Source organism: Christensenella hongkongensis (assembly GCF_000981035.1).
GTDB lineage: Bacteria > Bacillota > Clostridia > Christensenellales > Christensenellaceae > Christensenella > Christensenella hongkongensis.
The window spans coordinates 29,119-49,606 of the sequence record NZ_LAYJ01000133.1 but is presented as its reverse complement, the minus strand read 5'-3'; the positions used below and the strand labels follow the sequence as shown (position 1 = coordinate 49,606).

Genomic DNA, 20,488 nt, shown 5'->3' with positions numbered 1-20,488 from the left:
TTTTATTTTACTGGTTTGCCCTGCTTGCCTGCAGCACGCAATCAATACCGAGGCTGTTATCCGCCGCGACAGCTCCGTCGGCAACTGCCGTTACGATCTGGCGCATCCGCTTGGTGCGGATATCGCCCGCGCAGGAGACGCCCGGCAGGTTTGTTTTACAAGATTCATCCGCCTTGATAAATCCGCCTTCGCCAAGCTCGACCTGATCCTTCACAAGATCGGTTTTTGGCGTTTGGCCCACCGCAATAAAAATACCCGACACAAAAAGGTCCTTTTCCTGTCCGGTATTCACGTCCTTTACCGTAAGGCTCTGCACCGTATTCTCTCCATTAATCGATTCCGGCACGTGGCTCAATACAAATTCTATGTTGTCGATTTCCGCAGCAGCGTCTACCATTCCTTTGAGCGCACGGAACTCATCGCGCCGGTGTACGATATAAACCTTTTTACAAAATTTTGCGAGATACAAAGCATCCTCAACCGCAGTATTTCCGCCGCCGATTACCGCTACGTCGCGTTCCCGGAAAAACGCCCCGTCGCATGTCGCACAATAAGAAACCCCCGCGCCGATAAATTCGTCCTCGCCCTTCATCCCAAGCTTTTTGGGAGTCGCGCCCATTGCGAGGATGACCGCTTTTGCTTCATAGGTGTTTTTGAGCGTCGTAATCTTTTTGACCGGCTGCTTCAGCTCAAATTTTGTGATCTCTTCCGTGATGATCTCCGCGCCCAGATTTTGTGCCTGCAGTTTCATGCTGTGCGCGAGCTTTGCTCCGGTTACTTCCATTTCAAATCCCGGATAATTATCGATTACATGGCTGATCGCCATCTGCCCGCCCGCAAACGCGCGTTCCAAAACAAGCGTTTTGAGCCCGCCCCTGCACGCATATATGGCAGCAGTAAGCCCCGCCGGCCCCGCGCCTGCAATAATCACATCATATGTCATCGAAAAACCTCCTCGAAATAACCTTTCCATATCATATCATAATTCATATATAAACACAAAAAAACAGGACGTGTCACCCTTTGTTTTTCTTTTTGCTTTTGTGATATTTTCCCGGTGCTTTCTCCTGCAAAAATGCGGCGAACGCCTCCGGCGATATCCCTGTAATCTGCTCCCTTGGAATCAGGAACGCTTCCGTATCGCTGATAAACAGATAAAAGGCTTTTCCTGTCTCGTAGACTTCCGACAACCTGTCATAGGGGAACTCAGCGAGCGTTTCGCGCCCCTCTTCCTCGTCGTCCTCGCGCACTTCCATCTGAAGCGGGGTAAACGTATATTTCTGCGGGCTTTCTACCGCGGCCTGCACAAGCTTATACTGCCTTTTGGGCTGCGTCTGTGTCACAGTGATAAAACAGGACGCAAACGCCGCGATCACCGCCAAAAGCAAAATCAACGGTACAATACCCATCATATTATCGAGCAGCGCATAGTTACACACCGCAAGAACCACCGCTGCTCCAAGTACAATGCAAAGCACCAGCATATATTTGGAAAAAGCGTTCATTTTTCCGTTTACGCCCTTCTTTTCAAACAGTGTAAACATCCAATAATCCCTGAACACCTGAAAATCCGTTTTTGTTGTAAATTTGATCTCTTCCATTTGCACCCTCCGATTCTTTTTTCATTTTACATCAAAAACGTATGAAAATCTATCGCGCTGCGATGTTTTCCCACTTATTTTTGCAGCGCGATTTTACAGCAGATTGGATAAACCGCTCACGAAAATAAATTTGTTCATAAAAAATTCACAAACCGACGTTCTTGTAGCCGGTTTTACAAATTGCTATCATAAAAAGAAATGATCATACCGGCGTCTATGCGGACAGGGGGAATGAACGATGTCGGAAACCAAAAAGCTGCTTAAAAAGCATTCCACTGCGAAGCTGATTTGTAAAAACACGCTTCTTTTTTTATTCAATATCGCCTTTGTCTGGGTATACCAGATGATTTTTGGGCCGGCTAACATCCTGCCCGGCGTTGCCGTATGCGTTGCGGCTACGATGTTCCCAATCACAGATTTTGGTATCAGGCCGCTGACCATGGTTTTTATTACGTTTTTATTGTTCCTTGGTTCCGGGCTTACGGCACAGCTCGCGCTTGCTTCACCCTTAATTGCGCTTCCAATCAACTTCGTCTTTGTTATGCTGATCATGCTGCTGACAAGCGAGCCTTATCAATTAAAGCCCTTTATCTGTTTTCTGCTTTGCTTTATCTTTTCGCAGGCAACGCCCGTACCCTGGAGCGAATTCCCACTCCGTATGGAAAGCCTGCTGATCGGCTCTGTTATTGTTTGTGCCGCAACTGTCATCTGGTGGCGCAAAAAAGGCTACGGCAAAAATGCACGCAGCCTGAAAGAACAGGTTTTGCTCAGCAGCAAACGAAAAAGCCTGATCCTGCGGATGTCTGTCGGCCTTGCGCTTGCAATGCTGATCGGCATGGCCTTCCATTTGAAAAAGCCTTTGTGGATCAGCATCGTCGTCATGTCCCTCACACAGCTTGAATTCAGCGAGACCTTCCTGCGTATCAAATACCGCGTGGTCGCCACTTTGATCGGTTCCGCCGTATTCGTGATATTGTTCCAGATCCTTGTCCCCGCGGAATTCTCCATGCTGCTGATCATGTTGTTTTGCTACCTGAGTTTTTACACGCCCGAGTACAAATACAAACAAATCGCAAACGCGATTTGCGCGCTCAATGCCTCCCTTCTCCTGCTCAACACCCCTGACGCAATCGAGAATCGTTTCCTTTGCCTGTTGTCTGGAATCGGCATTGTGCTTTTATTGATCCTGCTGCATCATGTCTACCAAAAGCTACGCCACAGGCCGGTGCAAAGGCTTTTAAACAAAAGGGATACGTCTTCCGCTCAGAATCGTCTTTGCCACGCAGGCTCGCATGAATAGCGCTTCTTTTTCCTTATACGCCCGGTTTTACATACATAACGTCTTCCGGGTATTTTTTGATCGATTCCTCCCATTGCTCTTTTGGAATATCTTCAACCGAGACTGAGACAAATTCCTTTTTGAGCTGCAGCTCCGCCGCAACAAAATCCTGTACCTTAACGGCCAGCTCCGCCTTTACCTCCCGGCTGCGTCCGGGGAACATCGTAATCGCAATATGTGGCATAGCACTACCTCCAATTTTTTACAGCTTTATTCCAATTCTTTCCAGCCACGCGCCCACTTCCCCGCGTGCCCGTGCGCTTCCGTTTCCATAAATTTCGAACCCGTTTAAAACCTCGGAATCAGGACATAGCTGCGCGATATCCCGGGCGACATTTGCCATCCCTCCGCCGCCATGCGTACAAAAAGGAACAACCGTCTTTCCCGCAAAGTCCGCTTCATCCAGGAAAGACGCAACCGGCGGGGCGATCGTGCTCCACCAATTAGGCGAACCCACAAATACCATGTTGTAATCCCCCACATCAATCGTGCTGTTTAACGCGGGCCTGTAGCCTGCCCGTATTTCCTGTTTTGCCTGCTCTACCACCGCTTGATAGGCCGTTGGATAAGCCTTTTCAGGCTCTATCGCAAATAATGTGCTTCCCGTTTTTTCTGCGATCAGCTCTGCGATTTTTTTCGTGTTTCCGGAGTGGGTATAATAAACAACCAGACTTTTTTTTGACATTTCAATTTTTCCTTTCCTGTTATCATCAATTTAACGAGGCCTTCTTCCAAACAGACCAACCTCAACCAATTCCCCTGTCGACAAGTGCATCTGATATACCATCCATATTGTCTCCATTATTTTTTGATCGATTGCTTTTCCTACAGTTACTCTACACCCTGGAGTCCGCTCCAAGTCAAGAGGTTTTTCATTATTTTATGTTCCATGGATATTTTTGGTAAAATCTGTCATTTGCTGAAGCCATCACTGACGCGGAAAAAACCAAACCCGCCGGAAGAACTTCCGGCGGGTTTTTTCTTGCGTTTGATTTATTTGCCACATGTTTTCAGAGATTATTCGCTTTGTTCCTGATGCTGATAAAAGGCTTCAAGATAAGAATAGCCTTCCTCGCGCAATGCGTCAAAAATGGCCTTCCCGGTTTCCGCCTCGGAATAGGTCGGATCGCCGAACAGCCCGGTTTTCGTTTCCTGCAGCCCCCATGTGGATACCGGGCCGCGAAGCTTGCTGTTGCAGCGAATCGCGTCTACGTTGGTGTATTTATCAGTCTTTACGAGCTCGGGACGCACGTGCAGCACACAGGACGTCTCATATTCCCCGCCGTGAATGTCCCCGGCCGGATCCTTTTTGATTTCGTTGTACTTTTTGCCTGCAAGCGCAAACGGGTTGAGCACCATAATAAAAATATTGTATTCGTCCGCAATTTTCCGCATTACCGTACGTAGCAGGCAATCGTGGTTTCCGTGGCAATCGAGCAATACAATTTTTTTGAATCCCATTTCCACCGTCGATTTTACGATATTGTAAATATAATCTGTAAAGGTGTCCGGCTCCACATTCGGACATCCCGGCCATTTGCGTACGATCCCCATGGAAAATCCATAATAAATTGTACGCATCACAAGCGCGGGTATTCCTTTTTCTTCGCAAACCTCGCCAAGCACCCTTCCAAATTCCGTTGCGATGATCGCATCCGTTTCTACGGGCAGGTGGCTTCCATGCTCCTCGGTCGTACCCACCGGAAGGATCACAAGTGCATTTTTTTTGCGGTATTCATCAATTTCTTCCCATGTTTTTTCTCCAAAGTAAAACGACATCTTTTTTCCTCCTGTAATTTTAGTTATATGATAAAAAACTGTTTTTCGGTTTGCGGCTTACTCCCACAGCCTGTCGTAAAGCTCCATATAATCGTCATATTTTTTTTCGTAGCGCCTCATAAGAATCTCCTCCGGTTCAAAGGCGTGCGAGACGCCGATGAGTTCCCCGGCCGAATCCCTGCCGTAGCTACCCTGCGCGATCCCTGCGAGCATTGCCGCGCCCGCGCTTGCCGCTTCTTCTGTAGAAACCTTTCGCACCGTTTTTTTCGTAATATCCGCAATGATATGGCACCAAACATCACTCTTGGCCCCGCCGCCGAAAATCCTGATCTCCGCCGTTGGTTTTTCCTGCGCCTCCATCTGCGAAACGATTCGTTTTATTTCGAATGCAACCCCTTCCATCAGCGCGCTGACAAACTCACCGCGCTTTGTATGCAGGCTGATATTATAATAATTCCCGCAGGCATTTTTCTTACTTCCCACTGAGCTGTCCCCGCACAAATGCGGATGGAAAAACAACGGGCTGCAAAGTGCCTGCTGCGCTAAAGCGCTCATCTGCCCGTAACCGCAATCCGGAAACAGGGTGTCCTTGAGCCAGCGCATTGCGCCCGCCGCCGTATCGACTACGCCTTCCGCAATCCACATTCGAGGCGAAAGGAAAGAAAATGAAGGCGTTTTCCGCGCCGGATCAACAAAGGGATAATCGTAAATTTTTTCGATGGCTCCTGCCGTACCAAGCGACAATGTGATCACATCGCCGGCAATCCCGGCCCCAAACGCGGCGCATTTCTGATCCTGTCCGCCGATTGCCACAACCACCGATTCCGCAAGCCCCAGCTCCCGTGCGACCTCGCTTCGAAGCGTGCCCGCACCCTCGCCGCTCCAGCGGATATTCGGAAGCTTTGACCTGTCTATCCCTTCCTTTTCGAGGATTTCGTCCGACCAGCCCTGTTTTTTGATATCATACAGGAGCGTTCCGCCCGCCATTGTATGGTCGGTCAAAAATTCGCCGGTCAGCTTCATCACCAGGTAATCGTGCGGAAGTAAAAAGCGGTAGGTACTGTCGTAAAGCTTTCTCTCGTGCTTTTTCATCCACATAAGCTTGGGGAGCGTATAGGCCGCCGCCGCAGGCTTGCCTGCAAGGTCAAAAATCCCTTCCGCGCCAAAATCCGCCTCGATTTTTTCCGCTTCCTCCTGCGCGCGCCGGTCCAGCCAGCTAAACGCATTGCGGAGCGCATTTCCGTTTTGATCCACCGGCACAACGGAAATACCCTGCGTGCTGATGCCAATCCCTTTTATCGTTTCCGCTGGAATCCCTGAACGCCGCAGCGCCTCGAGAATCGTTTTCTTTGTAAGCTCCCACCACAGATTTGCGTCCTGCTCGATGGCGAGGTCTGAGAGTGTGATGAGCGGGTACTCATAGTACGATTCCCCAACGATTTGAAGCCGTTCGTCAAATATCAGGCTCCTGCACCCTGTTGTTCCAAGATCAATCGCTATCCATGCCATTTTATTACCTGTCAAACCTTTCGCATACAACGCCCGGCAAAAACCTGCACGCCTTTTCGAGGATATCGGAATAATTCCCATACAGGCACGATACGTGGTGTACGTAAGGCCCTTCGATCAGCCTGCGTTCCCATTTGGGCCAGTCGTCCACCTCATACCAGGTGTATACCTCCCGCGTCTGCGGCCCGTCGATTGCCTTGCCTTCTCCCGTGCCGATCCGGTATTCGCCGTTATTCCCGTCAAAGCGGCATACCGTTAATTCCCCGTTTTTAAGCGGAAATTGAAGGCTTGTAGCCGGAAGCGATTTTAAAATCCATGGCTCCCTGATGCTTACCTTTCCCTTTTGCGGATCGCGCAGGGACGGCGGCGCCGACGCATGCCACATCAAAACGGCATTATCGTTTTGTGGATGACGGATTGTGAACTCCGGAAAAAACGACGGTTCCCTGCCATTCGCCGCGGCTTCGATGATAATTGAGCTCAATGCTCCATGAATATCTGTTTCGGCCGCAACCGGGATACGCTCCTCCGCAAGCGCGCCGCCAAGGCCGGAGCCCTCGCCCATATCTACCGTAAGCGAATCAAAATTCTGGATTGCATAAGCGTCAATCCCATTTTGCTCCGCCATCTCAAAAAGCTCGTCCTTCATGGCGAGGCTTGTAAGCATTCCCTGCTCCGCAATATTTCCCGGATCAAGCCATTTGCGTATTTCCCGCAGCTCTTCCTCGTATTTCTTCCCGTCTTTTTTAAGTCGTGTGCGGTAACGTTCGATAAATTCCACCATATCAAACGGATATACCTGTACGCCAAGCTGGTTTAGCAGCCTTGCTTCGTCAATGACCGTACACCAGAAAAACGGAATCCGGATCCCAATCTGCCCGATCCGCGCTGTTTTTACAGCCTTTACCACGCGCACCGCGCCCAAAAACAATTCCATTCCACGCCGGAACGCCCCGTCTTCCACACGGCAATTTTCGATATAGTCGAATTTCACGCCCATTGTATGCAAAACCTTGCTTGCCGCAAAGCTCCCGCATAACGAATCCCGCAGGCGCGAACCATCCGCAAGCGGAGCCCCGTCCCGCGGCGCCCACAAAAGTACCGGCACATCCAGCTCCCTTGCGATAATCCCTGTCGCATCCTCCGTTCCAAAATTACAGTGCGGCATAAAAAGCGCGTCAACCTGTTTTTCCTTTAAATACGCCACGACTGCCGCAGCCTGGTCTTTGGAGCGTACGAGTCCATCCGGCACGGCTTCCTCAATATCTGCATAATCCACGCCCAGTTCGCGCAGCTTATCCATAACCGCATTTTTTTGTACCTTTGCATCTTCATGCGAGAATGCAAATTTACCAATCGGGCAAACTCCCAGCCTGCATTCTTTATGATCAATCATATGGCACCTCTTTTCCTTTGAGAATCACCTTCAAAAGCTCCAGATTTTCATCCAGAAAAACAAAATCCGCATCCTTGCCCGGCGAAATGCTTCCCACCTGCGTAAGCTTTACCGCGCGCGCAGGGTTTGAAGAACAAACGCGGAAAATATCAGATACGCCAAGGCCGGTATTGTTCCTGAAATTTTTAGCGACCTGATTCATTTTGAGCTTTGATCCAAAAATCTCACCGTCCACGATGTTCACCTGCTCGCCGTCATCCCTGCCCGCGCAAGCGTCCGTAACGCCCACTGCACGGCTTATGCCAATCGTTTTGAGTACAAGCCTTGTCATATCCGGCCGCATATGCACGCCCTTTTCGTCGTTGATCATTTCACAAAGCAGGCTGTCGCACAGCATTGCCGCATGATCAAAGGATACCTCGAGCGTTCCGCCATACCTTGTGGGCGAGATAGCGCAGCCCGTCGCATTCGTAATATGGGTGCAGATTCCAGCGCCCATTTCTGCCATTTCATAAACCCGCTCCGGCGACGCTTCTGAATGTCCAAGCGATATCACAATACCCGCATCGAGCGCCGATTTGACAAACGGCTCGATTCCCTCCACCTCGGGCGACACCGTCCACTGGCGGATCGCGTCGCCAAACTCTTTCAGGTACAGCTCGTGTTCCTTTGTTTCAGGCGTTCGCGCATTGCTTGCCGTTGCGCCGTATTTCTTTGAAAGGTAGGGGCCTTCTATATGGATTCCGGCGATATTTCCCGGACGGCCTTCCAGCATCGCCCGTTTGATCTTTTTGCCTCCGGACAGAATACCGTCAATCCCAATATTGTGGTACAGCGTGCATACAAGCGAGGTCGTACCGCCGTGAAGGTGATGGAGCGCCATTTTTTCCGGCTCTTCATGGCACCAGTGTTCCCCGCCTGCATGGCAGTGGATATCTACGAATCCCGGGCCAACATAGCACCCGCGCGCATCGATGATTTCCGTATTGCCCTGCGGAAGCCTCCCGCAGTTTTTCCCCGCTTCGACAATTTTTCCATCTCCGTACAAAATAAACCCATCGTTTATGATTTCCTGTTCGGTAACGACCTTTGCGTTTACAATCGCTTTATATTCCTGCATTTGCATCTCCTGATCAGTAGCCGCCCAATTCGTCGCACACAATCGGCGCGGCAATCTGTTCGCTGACATAAACGGTCGTCGGCCATAATTGTAGAATAGAGCTCGGCACCTTTGGCGTAACAGGCCCGTGGAGTATCAGCCGCGAAACCATTCGCTGCCAGGAAGAAAAGGTTCCCATCGTGGTAAGCGAGTGGATTTCAAGACGGTTTCTCGCATTTTTGACATCGCGTGGCCCGATTGTCGCAGCCTTTGGCGGAACATTTGCAAGGTCTCCGGACCATCCAAAGCACCCGTGGAGCGAATTCTGTGCTACCGTGAGGGGATGCAGCGTCACAACGCGCGCGCCATAATCCAGATATTCTTCCAGCGAATCTGCCGCAAGCTCAGGCACGTCAGGATCGACAAAGGCAATATGCCCCGCCCATCCGGGCCCGCTGTAACAAACATCCGCTCCGCCTTCGCCGACATCCTCAAGGATTTTCGTATAATCCTTGATGGTTTCGTTACTGTGGTAATGTACATTTTGAGCGGGCATACGCAGCTCTTCGTCGATATTTCCCACGAAATACTTCATCATGGAATGCCCAAAACCCGCCTGGTAAGAGAGCGGCGCAATATTGCCATCCTGATCCGCCCACTCGTCCATGGCGAACAAATGTACGTTGCGGCAATCGATCCTGAAGCGGTTCACAAGCTCCGCAACCTGGATATAGACTGCGGGACACGGATTCGGAACAATCATGACGCATTTTTTATCCTGCTCGTCGGATTCCTTCATACGCATTACCATATCCCCTACCCAAATGCTCGTAGCGTCCGGAACGATTTTGATTTTAAAATCCGGGTTGGAATGCTGCGTGATTTCTTCCCTTGTCAGGTTGCGTACCCGCTCCAATACTTCCCTGTCGCGAAACGGTACAAACGCCGCCGGTTCAAACAAAAAATTTTTTTCCATCTTTTTTCCTCTTTCTTCTTATCATATTTTGACCGTGCCAATTCCCATCATGGCCGCGAGTGTTTCCAGCTTGCCTGCATAATCTCCATAGCACACCGCGAAATGCTGCCCGGCATAATGCCGGATCAGGTTTTCCATACTTCCGTCAAGAAGGATATCGAGGGCCGGCATATATCCCTGTCGAAGCTGCGTTAACTGCCCCATTCCGGTTCCATACAACAGATGGTAACTGCCGCAGTCTTCCACGAGCCGCAGCAACGTAACTTTTTCCGGCCTCATTACAAAGCTTGCCTGGATTCCATGAAAGCCGTCGTGCGGCATAAATTTCCTGATATGACGCTGCCCAAAGCCCATGGAAAAAGGCAGCATTCCACAGGAGGAAATTTTCAGCACATTTCCTGTGTGGTTGATGGCGTCCCCATATGTTACCACCTGCCCGGACAGCAGCGAAAGCATCATCATGGAAACCGTGCACAGCATATCTCCCTCGCAGGACGCAACGACGCCTTCATCCGCAAGCATTCCAACCGGCACGCATGGAACCGCCCGGTATTCCTTTGAAAATTCGTATTGGCATTTGATATTGAACGCATCCCATTGCCGCTCATAACAAAGCTCCCTGAGCGCAAGATAGATTCCCGCTGTTTTCAAAAGCGCCTTCTCACTTACACCGGTGCAAATTTCCCCCGCTTTACCTATCTTCGCCGCGCCATCCAAAAGCGCTTCCCTGCCATAGTCCTGTGCCCTGCCAATGACGGTATACGCGTCCATCTGCTCTACCTCAGGGCCAATTTTTGTCCTCAGGAAGAGGTGGTCGAAGGTACCGGGATATATATTCATAGAGCTGTAACCAATCAGCCCTATTTTTTGTCTTTTCAGTAATTTTTTTGCCCGCGCCGCGCAACAAAAATCAGTTATTTTTTCCTGCGCCTGACTGTCTTCCGGAAGCCCCAAAACGTCCTCAGATACATATCCGGCCCTTGTCATAGAACCTTTAAACATCGCAAACGACACATACGAGCCTGTGCTGCACATCTGCCCCTTTGCTTCAAACATGGGCACGCCCCACAAAAGCAGCGGCAGATGCTCTACCTCCCGCAAAACCGCCATCGCGGCGCTGCATTCGATCCACGAACCCAGAAACAGGATCACTCCGTCAAGATCCTGCCCGCAAAGGGCGACTCCCGCTTTGATCCCGTCTTTAAAATCCCAGACATACTCCGGCGCAAGGACAAGCTCCACGCCCGTTTGCCTTACGGTATCCACCGCATTTTGAAATAAAATTTCAACCGTTTCGTCCAGATAATCCTTATGGCATAAATTGACGATTCCGATTTTTCCCATCGTATTTTTCATGGTACCTGCCCCAATTAGGATTCTTATGCTGGAACCCGGAGGAACGGACAATCCGTTCCTTTCCCGGTTTCCAAAGAGTATAAGCGGTTAGCTTTCCCTTGCTGCAATAATCGACTCCCAGTCATAGTCCTTGATGGTTTGTGCATCCAAAAGCTGAGAGTGCGAAAGCGTGTCCTTTTCAACGGATTCGCCGTTCAGTATTTTTACAACCGCTGCTACCGTGTCTTTTGCCTGCTGCTGCGGCGAGCTTGTTGAAAATGCCTTGAGTATCGCGTCGTCATTCGCAAGCGCTTGGAATTCCTCTTCGCCGTACGCAGAGCCAACCACGATGATATCGTCGCGTCCTGCCGCTTCGATAGCCGCTTTTGCGCCCGCGCAGGTGTCAAAGTTTACGCCAAATACGATCTGTACGTCAGGGTTTGAGGTCAGGATGTTTTCCATTACGTTCATGGAATCCGACCTGCTCGCCTTGCCGTCCTGCTGGGAAACGATTTCTACGCCGGGCAGCTCTTTTACTTTATTGACAAAGCCGTTCACGCGTCCGCCGCATACGATGGGGGACTGCGGAAAATCGATGACAGCTACCTTGGCTTTGCCGTCCAGCTTTTCATTGATGTAGTTTGCCGTCCAATCGCCCACCATGCCGCCGTCTTCTTCGTAATCGAAGTTTACCGACGTTGAAACCTTATCCGTCTCTGCCTGGTTATCAAACACAACAACCGGGATACCTGCGTCCACAGCCGCTTCGATGGCCGGCACCAGCCCTGCCGGATCGCATGGAGCGAGCGCGATTGCGTCCACACCCTGCTGTACAAAGTCCTCAAGCTGCTGCGTCTGCTTGGAAGCATCGCTGTCTGCATCCTGGATGATAATGTCAAGGCCCGCATCCGCCGCTTCTTTTACGAATGAAGCGTCAAGATCCTTGTAGTATTCATCCCTGCGATAGAACAGCGATACGCCCAGAACCGGCTTTCCGCTCTTCTCACCATCCGCGCTTTGCACTGCCGCGGCGCTTTCGCTCGCCTTTGCTTCTGTCGTGCCGTCCGCGGACGGCGCGGGCGCTTCCTGGGACGAGCATCCCGCCAGAAGGCAGGTTGCCAGCAGTAAAATCCCAAGGATTACCGCAATTTGTTTTTTCATTCTCATTTTTCTTCCTCCTTGTATTTGTTTGGGAATGCTTCCCAAAAATTGATCTTTATTGAATCGCGTATTCCAGTATCCTTTCCTGTGTGGCTTCTTCGATGTTGAGTTCCCCTGTAATACGTCCGTCGTGCATCACGATGATCCGGTCGCACACGCCAAGGAGCTCCGGCATATCCGACGATATCATGATGATCGCTTTGCCCTGCGCCGCCATATCGCAAATCAGGTTATAAATTTCAGCCTTCGCGCCAACGTCGATTCCCCGTGTCGGTTCGTCGATGATCAGGATGTCGCTGTCTGCGTTGAGCCATTTTGCAATGACCACCTTTTGCTGGTTCCCCCCTGATAAATCCGCCACCTTGCGGACTACGTCCGGCGTTGCGATATGAAGCTTATCCACATAATCCCATGCCAGCTTTTCTTCCTTATGGAACGAGAGCATCCGTGAACGTGTGATTGCGTCCATATTCGCCATCGATACGTTTTCCCTGATTTTCATCTCGAGGATCAGCCCCTGAAGCTTACGATCCTCCGGTACAAGGCCTATTTTGTGTTCAATGGCGTTGGGTACATTTTTAATGTGGTATGCTTTCCCTTTGACCGTCACATTGCCTGTTGCGTTTTTATCCGCTCCGAACAGCGCCCTCGCCACCTCTGTACGGCCTGCGCCTACAAGTCCTGCAAAGCCTAATATCTCACCGCTGCGCAATTCAAAATTGATATCGTGCAATACGTCCTTGCTGGAGAGGTGCTCCACCTTCATGATGGTTTCGCCGATATTTACCTTTTTCTTGGGATATTCCATTCCCAGCGTCCGGCCCACCATCAGCCGTATCAGCTCTTCGCGCGTCACGCCTTCAACCGGCATGGTTTTGATATGTTTGCCATCGCGGATTACGGACACCTCGTCCGCCAGTTCAAATATTTCTTCCAGGCGATGGGAAATATAGATGATGGTGATGCCCGCTTTTTTCAGGTCCCTCAGGATATCGAACAACAGCTCCAATTCCTTTTCAGTCAACGTCGCCGACGGTTCGTCCATAATGATCAGGTCTGAGTTAAACGACAGCGCCTTGCAGATTTCGACGATTTGCTTCTGCGCCACGGAAAGGTTGGACACCAACTCATCCGGATCGAGCGGCATTTTGAGCCGGTCGAGGAACTTTCGGGCCTCCTCGCGCATTTTTTGCATGCTCACGCCAAACTTCCCCATAATCGGCCGCCCGAGGAAAATATTTTCCTTTACAGTGAGCGATTCAACGAGCTTTAGCTCCTGATGCACAACACTGATGCCAAGCTGCTGCGCCTCCAGCGGGCTTTTGACCTCCATCGGTTTCCCATTGAAGGTGACAGAGCCGGAATCGGCGATATAAACTCCTGAGAGTATTTTGATCAGCGTCGACTTTCCCGCGCCGTTTTCACCGACCAGCGCATGGAAGCTCCCGCGCCTGATGTCAAAGCTTACGTCGTCCAGTGCCTTTACGCCCGGAAATGCCTTTGATATGTTCTGCACGCGCAATACATAATCATTTTCGTTCATGGTGCGACCTCCTTATCTCTTCTGCTTTCTCTTGACGGAATATACGTCAAAGGCGATTGCCACAACCATTACGACTCCCTTTACCACCTGCTGATAGTATGAGTTTACGTTGAGCAATGTCATACCGTTTGTGAGCAAGCCTACCAAAATCGCCCCCAATAACGCTCCCAAAACCTTTCCCCGTCCGCCGGTGATCGATACGCCGCCGATAACCGCCGCGGTGATCGCCTCGAATTCCCAGGTAAGGCCGCCGTTTGGCTGGCCGGAATCCATCCTGGACGTCAGGATCATGCCGGCTAACGCCGCAAGCCCACCGCAGATAACATACGTTGTAATCTCTACTTTTTTGTGCTTGATTCCGGAAAGGTGCGCCGCCTCCGGGTTTCCGCCGATTGCATAAACCGACCGTCCAAACTTCGTGCGCTCTGATACGATATGAGCCAAAATGGCTACGATTACCATAATAAATACAGGCCAAGGAAGCCATTCAAGTCCGCCGACATAGCCTCTGCCAAGGAAGGAAACTTCCTCCGGTAATCCGGAAATCGGATAGGCCCCTGTGATAACGTAGGTCATGCCGCGGCACACGGATTGGGTCGCCAGCGTCGCAATCATCGCCGGTATACTCAGCTTTGCCACCATCAGCCCGTTGACGATTCCAATCCCAAGGCCGACAAGCGCTGTGAAAACAAACGCCAGAACCGGCGGTATGCCGTAATTTACCATGAACATCGCAAACAGTACGCCAGTCAATCCTACGATAGCGCCGATTGAGATATCAATTCCTGCGCCCACCATGACGAAGAAAATTCCAACCGCCAAAATCGCGATCATCGAAATCTGCCTCAGTACGTTTACAAAATTTGAAACCTGAAAGAAATTCGGAGATGCAAATGACAAAATGACAATCAGCGCCAACACCGCATAGATAATAGCATACTCTCTGAAAAATCCTTTGATCTTACCCAGTACCCGGGAACCCAGGCCCCCCTCCATCGTTCCTACTGTTTTATTCATCCTTCTTCTCTCCCGTCCTTAATCTGTTGATTGGTCTTTTGCTTTGATAGCAATTTGTTAAAAGGGTGGTTACAGGCTTTTGGTCTGCAGCACCCTCAGAACGCAATGTGTTTCGCTGCCTTCAGGGCATTGAAATTCGTATTGAAAGCCGTAGCGTTCCACCACCCGACGATACAGGATATCGCAGTGCCTGCAATAATTTTCGTACGGCTTTATGTGGCTGATCTGATTGAGCCTGCCCTTGGACGGGCAGTCGTGCATATCGATCTGAAAAACGCCTTCGTCCTCATCCAGCGTCATTGTAAAATCTGCGGATTCTTCATTGAGCGAATGAGACCAATATTCAAAGCATCCTCTTAAACCGCTCTTTTGGATCGCCTTGCCAAGCCGCGGCTCCACATAATTGTCTGATACATATTCCCAATATTTTTGAACGCCCGCGTATCCCTCACGTTCCTCAAGAAAGCGGAACAATTCGCTGTAGGCAGGGATAAATTGCGTACATGAAATCACAGGAAATCACTTCCTTTCCGTTTTGCCCTCCGGCATTTTATTCATTTTTATTAAGAATTTACTGTCGCATTTTACGCGATATGGATTATTTTGTTCCTGAAAACATTCTGAATTGTGCAGCGCCGCTTTGCTCGTCATATTGGATCAGTTCAAATTGGGCGCCTGCGTTCTGCGCAATCGTTTCATACAACACCGTAGTCGTATCGATATACCATTTTGATGGAGTATGCCCGCTTTCTTTCATAAAGGCAATGGCGGGGCAGGCAGTGATCGTAACTTCGATTTCATCGTCGCTGCGCCGTATTTTCAGCACCCCGGGCGCTTTTTCCGTTTCGTACAGTTTTTTTAAATACTGCTCCAGCGCCTGAAAGCCTTCCTCGCGGATTTGATTTGAAAGGGGCGCAAGGTAGTTTGCCGTATAATTCCTGATATATTCCCTCGCGCCGTCGTCGCCATAATGTTCGCCTACATAGGATATTCCAAGGTCGCAGGAGATATGGAAGTCCTTGTGGAAATATTCGTTGTCCGCACTCCTTCTGGTCATTACTTCTTTTGCCAAACAGTTCTCACCTCTTTTCCACACCTTTGAATTGTTACTTTAATTATAGTGGGCGTGGAAAGGGATTAGAATTGAATAATGTAATATTAATATTAAAAAACAACGATTTTTCATTAAACGAAGCTAAAACAAAATCAATTATATAATATTTCATAATATTTTATTTACAAAACCGACAGTTATTGTTATTATTAATTTATCAATATTTGTACCAACGCAGCTTTTTATGGCACTATTACTATTTTTGTACCGGTCTTACCGGACCGCAACAGTGTATTTTTACAGTCGTATTTTTATTTATGGTGAATCAATGAAGCATTGGTTAAAAAGGGGCAAAAAAGCAGCTATTCACTTTTTTGGCAATCTTAGCCTTAAAAAAAAGCTGTTTATTATGATGATCTGCGTTTCCGTAATTCCCATCACAATTATCGGTATCTATTCCTATTCCCTCTCGCAGGACAGCGTTTTGAAGGCAAAGAGCGCAGAATCGCAAAACTTGCTTAAAAACATACACAGCATAGTCCGGAGCCAGATTTACGACGACCTGATCTACCAGTCGATTGAAATTGCGCGGGATGAAAATATTGTAAGCTTCATGGAACGCAGCGTTCCGGCAGACTCGCATTCCTATCCGCAGATACAAAAGCTGCTCATTACGGGCACGTCGAATCCATATACAAATTTTTTATACCTTTATGGAAAGAACGGCCTGCATTTTTCCCGTACGGAGGGCATCGATTCTGCGATATCCGATATCGCCGCCAGCCCCTCTTTTTCTGAATTTGAGCAAAGCCCGGCGCTCACCTATTACGGCCCTGTCATACAGATTGGCCAGGCGCGCTACAAGACCTTTGCACAGAAGGTATTTGACAATACAAACCAAAAAGTGACCGGCTATGTTTTCTCAGGCGTCAATGAAAAATCGGTAAAGCGTTTGGTCAATGAAAATGATTCCTCTGCGATTGGAACGATTGTACTGATCGATCAGGATAATTCCGTCTTTTCCAGCACGCAGCCGGGCTCCACGCTTGCCCTTGGCTCGCTGATTTCTTCGATTCCCGCAGATCGTCCTGTTTCCGGCAGGATCATAGATTTTTCAGGGGTCAAATATCTCGTTAATTCCAACCCGGATACAAATTCCAATTATGGACGCTATCTGAGTATTTTACCTGTCTCTGAAGCGACGCAGACAAACAGCGGCATTATCAGCCTCACCTTTATGCTTGTGCTCACCATTATTTTTATTGTCTTCCTGCTGGCAATCATTTTGTCAAATTCCTTTGTGAACCCAATCCAAAAGCTCGCGCAGCTGATGCAAAAAGCAAAGCTGGGTAAAATACAGACGCTTACGCCCAAATATTATGACGAAATGGGTTACATCATGCGTTGCTATAACAATATGGCGGAAGAGCTCAACCACCAGAACTATCTGCTTGACGAGGGCAGGAAAAAGCAGCGCGAGCTGGAGCTAAAGGCATTTGAGGCGCAGATAAAGCCGCACTTTTTGTATAATACCCTATCCACAATCATCTGGCTGATTGACCGCGGGCAAAACGAAAAAGCCGCCGTTATGACGCATGCGCTTTCGCAGATGTTCCGAATTAGCACCAGCCGCGGAAATGAAGTGATCCCTATTTCAAAGGAAATGGAGCATATCAAATATTACCTCGATATTCAGATGATACGCTATGAGGGCGACTTTGTCTATCAATTTGACGTCGAAGAGCAGATTAACGCTTGCCTTGTAATCAAAATGATACTGCAGCCGCTTGTGGAAAATGCGATTTACCATGGCGTGCGCGGAAACGACAACGGCGTCATCGCAATCCGCGGACGGCTTATGGGTGACCATATTCTGCTGGAGGTGTCTGACAACGGCGGTAATCTGGCGCCGGAAAAAATGAAGGAAATCAATCACCGCCTCTCGCATCCTTCCGTACAGGATGCGCGGCTTGGCCTGGGCATCGTGAATGTAAACGACCGTATTAAATGCGCGTACGGTGATGAATATGGCCTTCATTATGAAATCGAGGAATCCTGGACCGTTATCAGGATCAGGATACCAATCGTGAGGGGGAATTAATAATGCTTAGTTTACTGATTATTGACGATGAAACGATTATTCGCAATGGTTTGGCGGAAAGCATTGGAGAGCTTGGCCTGTTTGATTCGATCCTGTGCGCCAAAAATGGACTTGAAGCCATGGAGCTGTGCCGGGAGCATTCCTTTTCGGCCATGATAATTGACCTGATGATGCCTAAAATGAATGGCATGGAGTTTTTGAAGACCTTACAGGATGAGAATCCCAATGGAAATTTTTCGCAGTCTGTCAAAATTGTTTTATCCGGATACGACGATTTTTCATTCGCTCAGGAAACGATAAAGTATGGCGTTGCGGAATTTATCCTGAAACCGCTCGCCCCAGCGCAGATACCGGAAATAGCCTCCGATCTTTTTACAAAGGCCTCCCGGCACAAAAAAAACATCGAGACGATCTCGAATATGCAGCGCACGCTGGACCTGCACCTGCCCGATATCCTGAGCGTATTTTTTCAGGACGTTTTTTCCGGGCGGCTCAGTACCCAGGAGATTCGTACCAAGTGCAAAGAGCTTTCCCTCCCCTTTGACAGGCGTATATTCCAGGCGGCAGTGCTTACCATATCAAAAATATCTCCAACGACAAATCTTTCAGCGCGCCTTTCCCGTAAAGAGCTTTTAAAGCATATGCCCGTCCAAAGGGTAAAGGACGCGCTGGCCTTTCTTTTCCCCGGGCAGACGGATTACTTTGCTTTCCCTGTCCAGGACAAAAAGATGGCGTTCGCGTTTTTTGCCCCCGACAGCATTGCAACCGAGCTTCTTGGCAAACTGACTTCGTATTGCAGGACGGAACACGACCTGCTTCTGATATCAGGGCTCGGAATGGAAACAGACTGCATCACAGAGCTGCGGACTTCCTATCTGGAGGCATGCTTTGCCTTGCGCTACAGCTCGTTTGACCGTGGCAGCCAGCCGTCCATGAAGAAGATATCCGACGTACGCAGGTATGCCAGCGCAAACCTGAATTTGAACCAGATCATCGATCTGCACGTGAATTTAAAGCTTGGCAACAAAAAGCGCGTCCATGCGCTTCTCGAAGAGCAGCTTCTTGCGGTGGGAGACGATCCGCAAAGCTGTAAACCGGAAAGCCTGCAGGCGCTCATCATGGGAGTTGCTTTCGCCTGTATCAGCGTATTTGGAGAAATTAATGTTGAAGTCAACAACAAATACATCAACGATTATGAGGAAATGCTCAATTATGATTTAAAGGTGACCGATAAGGAGGAATGCCGTGTCCAGATATTCCATATGATCGACCAGGTGCTTGAGTATACCAAAAACACGTCGTCCGGCTCGGGTAAAAAATTGCTCGAACAGGCAAAAAGAATAGCATTTGCCGAATATTCCGACAATATATCCATTGCGGGCGTAGCAGAGCGGCTGGGCGTAAGCCGAAACTACCTTGGACAGCTCTTTAAAAAGAATGAAGGAATTTCTTTTTCCGAATTTGTCAATAAGGTACGGGTTTCGGAGGCTCAAAATTTGCTGAAGGATCCGAGCCTGAAAATTTTTGAGATCAGTGAAAAGGTCGGGATCAGCGATCCTTACTACTTCAGCCTTATCTTTAAGAAATATACGGGCTGTTCTCCTTCTGAGTTTCGAAAAAAGATATAATGGCTTTCTATATCAAAGCGATCTGTTTTCGCTCTGCTTTCATTCTATTCCGTGGTATTCTTGTTCATTCTATGCTATATTTTAAGTAGAAGTTTATTTTTCCATAATAAAATGGTGAAGGAGTAGACAATGATGTCTGATTTCAGCAACTTGAATGCCGACAAGCGGCGAAAAAAAATATTGGATATCCTGAATGAGGAAGGCAAGGTGAAGGTCAGCGAATTAAGCCGGATATTTTCGATTTCGGAAGTAACGATCCGCAATGACCTTGCAGACCTGGAGAGGGAAAATGCGCTGGAGCGTGTGCACGGAGGCGCGATTCCTTCTATGCGTACCTATTACAGCATGAATTTTTACGAACGGAAAACAAAGCATGCCGAAGAAAAGCACCGCATTGCTGCGGCTGCCGCTGATATGATACACGACCGGGATACCGTAATGCTCAGCTCCGGCACCACTTCTTTTTTTATCGCACGTGAGTTAAAGTCAAAAAAGCACCTGAAGGTAGTTACAAACTCCGTCAATATCGCGACTGAAATGAGCGACTCGCCCTACAACCAAATTATATTGCTTGGCGGTAATATCAAGTTTCCGCATTCCTTCACCTACGGAGACGACACGCTCGTCGCGCTGCGGAAATATAAGGCTGACGTCGCCATCCTTTCCATAGACGGCGTAAGCGCAACGGCCGGAATCTCTATCCGCGATTTTGAAGAGACGGAAGTAAGCAGGCTGATGATCGAACGCTCCAAGTATTCGATCGCCGTTACGGATTTCTCAAAAATAGGTCAGGAGGCCTTTTCCCAGGTTGCGGACATTGACAGTATCGATTACCTGATCACGGATACGAATGCGCTGCCCGCTCATCTGGAGAAAATTGTCAAAAAGGGTGTGAACGTGGTCACCGTGTAAGCCGTGCACCTTCCAATTAAACAGGCTTCATATGAATA

19 protein-coding genes are annotated in these 20,488 nt (G+C 49.1%); 4 read left to right on the top strand and 15 right to left on the bottom strand.

Translation table 11 applies throughout. The features are described 5' to 3' along the window. Nucleotides 1–7: 7 nt before the first annotated feature. Entirely contained in the window at nt 8–943 is a 936-nt protein-coding gene (gene trxB / locus CHK_RS14420) for a thioredoxin-disulfide reductase (RefSeq protein WP_046444773.1), read from the bottom strand. A gap of 73 nt (nt 944–1,016) precedes the next feature. After that, a complete protein-coding gene (locus CHK_RS14415; protein ID WP_046444772.1) occupies nt 1,017–1,601 on the bottom strand; it encodes a YcxB family protein in 585 nt (194 codons plus the stop codon). Between the two features lie 238 nt (nt 1,602–1,839). On the opposite strand from CHK_RS14415, the gene CHK_RS14410 reads away from it, so the two are divergent. Next, on the top strand, nt 1,840–2,901 hold the full coding sequence (locus tag CHK_RS14410; RefSeq protein WP_052740627.1) for an FUSC family protein: 1,062 nt from the start codon (nt 1,840–1,842) through the stop codon (nt 2,899–2,901). Between the two features lie 13 nt (nt 2,902–2,914). On the opposite strand, the gene CHK_RS14405 is transcribed toward CHK_RS14410, so the two are convergent. The 13 genes from CHK_RS14405 to CHK_RS14345 form a co-directional block, all read right to left on the bottom strand. Then, entirely contained in the window at nt 2,915–3,124 is a 210-nt protein-coding gene (locus CHK_RS14405; protein ID WP_046444771.1) for a tautomerase family protein, read from the bottom strand. An 18-nt stretch (nt 3,125–3,142) separates the two neighbouring features. After that, a complete protein-coding gene (locus CHK_RS14400) occupies nt 3,143–3,625 on the bottom strand; it encodes a flavodoxin (RefSeq protein WP_046444770.1) in 483 nt (160 codons plus the stop codon). A 332-nt stretch (nt 3,626–3,957) separates the two neighbouring features. Next, nucleotides 3,958–4,719 (bottom strand): creatininase family protein, encoded by a 762-nt coding sequence (locus CHK_RS14395; RefSeq protein WP_046444769.1) that lies wholly within the window; start codon nt 4,717–4,719, stop codon nt 3,958–3,960. 57 nt (nt 4,720–4,776) lie between these two features. Beyond that, a complete protein-coding gene (locus CHK_RS14390; RefSeq protein ID WP_046444768.1) occupies nt 4,777–6,228 on the bottom strand; it encodes a xylulokinase in 1,452 nt (483 codons plus the stop codon). Nucleotides 6,229–6,232: 4 nt separating this feature from the next. Then, on the bottom strand, nt 6,233–7,624 hold the full coding sequence (locus CHK_RS16420; RefSeq protein WP_046444767.1) for an L-fucose/L-arabinose isomerase family protein: 1,392 nt from the start codon (nt 7,622–7,624) through the stop codon (nt 6,233–6,235). After that, nucleotides 7,617–8,744, bottom strand: a complete 1,128-nt coding sequence (locus tag CHK_RS14380; RefSeq protein ID WP_046444766.1) for an N-acetylglucosamine-6-phosphate deacetylase — start codon at nt 8,742–8,744, stop codon at nt 7,617–7,619. The genes CHK_RS16420 and CHK_RS14380 overlap by 8 nt, the downstream gene beginning before the upstream one ends. A 13-nt stretch (nt 8,745–8,757) precedes the next feature. After that, complete coding sequence (locus CHK_RS14375; protein WP_052740626.1) at nt 8,758–9,699, bottom strand: sugar phosphate isomerase family; 942 nt, start codon at nt 9,697–9,699, stop codon at nt 8,758–8,760. Nucleotides 9,700–9,720: 21 nt separating this feature from the next. Further along, nucleotides 9,721–11,055: a hypothetical protein gene (locus CHK_RS14370; RefSeq protein WP_046444765.1), complete on the bottom strand. Its 1,335-nt coding sequence runs from the start codon at nt 11,053–11,055 to the stop codon at nt 9,721–9,723. 87 nt (nt 11,056–11,142) lie between these two features. After that, nucleotides 11,143–12,201: a substrate-binding domain-containing protein gene (locus CHK_RS14365; RefSeq protein WP_046444764.1), complete on the bottom strand. Its 1,059-nt coding sequence runs from the start codon at nt 12,199–12,201 to the stop codon at nt 11,143–11,145. Nucleotides 12,202–12,250: 49 nt separating this feature from the next. Next, a complete protein-coding gene (locus CHK_RS14360; RefSeq protein WP_046444763.1) occupies nt 12,251–13,738 on the bottom strand; it encodes a sugar ABC transporter ATP-binding protein in 1,488 nt (495 codons plus the stop codon). A 12-nt stretch (nt 13,739–13,750) separates the two neighbouring features. After that, nucleotides 13,751–14,755 carry an ABC transporter permease gene (locus CHK_RS14355; RefSeq protein ID WP_052740625.1) on the bottom strand — a complete coding sequence of 335 codons (1,005 nt, stop codon included), beginning with the start codon at nt 14,753–14,755 and terminating at the stop codon, nt 13,751–13,753. Nucleotides 14,756–14,824: 69 nt separating this feature from the next. Continuing rightward, nucleotides 14,825–15,268 (bottom strand): hypothetical protein, encoded by a 444-nt coding sequence (locus CHK_RS14350; RefSeq protein WP_046444762.1) that lies wholly within the window; start codon nt 15,266–15,268, stop codon nt 14,825–14,827. Nucleotides 15,269–15,353: 85 nt separating this feature from the next. Further along, a complete protein-coding gene (locus tag CHK_RS14345; RefSeq protein ID WP_046444761.1) occupies nt 15,354–15,827 on the bottom strand; it encodes a hypothetical protein in 474 nt (157 codons plus the stop codon). Between the two features lie 391 nt (nt 15,828–16,218). Here CHK_RS14345 and CHK_RS14340 point away from each other — a divergent pair, with 391 nt between their 5' ends. From CHK_RS14340 to CHK_RS14330, 3 genes are all read left to right on the top strand, one after another. Next, on the top strand, nt 16,219–17,910 hold the full coding sequence (locus tag CHK_RS14340) for a cache domain-containing sensor histidine kinase (protein ID WP_160295693.1): 1,692 nt from the start codon (nt 16,219–16,221) through the stop codon (nt 17,908–17,910). Between the two features lie 2 nt (nt 17,911–17,912). Then, a complete protein-coding gene (locus CHK_RS14335) occupies nt 17,913–19,538 on the top strand; it encodes a response regulator transcription factor (RefSeq protein ID WP_046444759.1) in 1,626 nt (541 codons plus the stop codon). Between the two features lie 129 nt (nt 19,539–19,667). Continuing rightward, the gene (locus CHK_RS14330) at nt 19,668–20,450 is read left to right on the top strand and encodes a DeoR/GlpR family DNA-binding transcription regulator (RefSeq protein WP_082103592.1); all 783 of its coding nucleotides are present in this window, start codon (nt 19,668–19,670) and stop codon (nt 20,448–20,450) included. Nucleotides 20,451–20,488 lie beyond the last annotated feature (38 nt).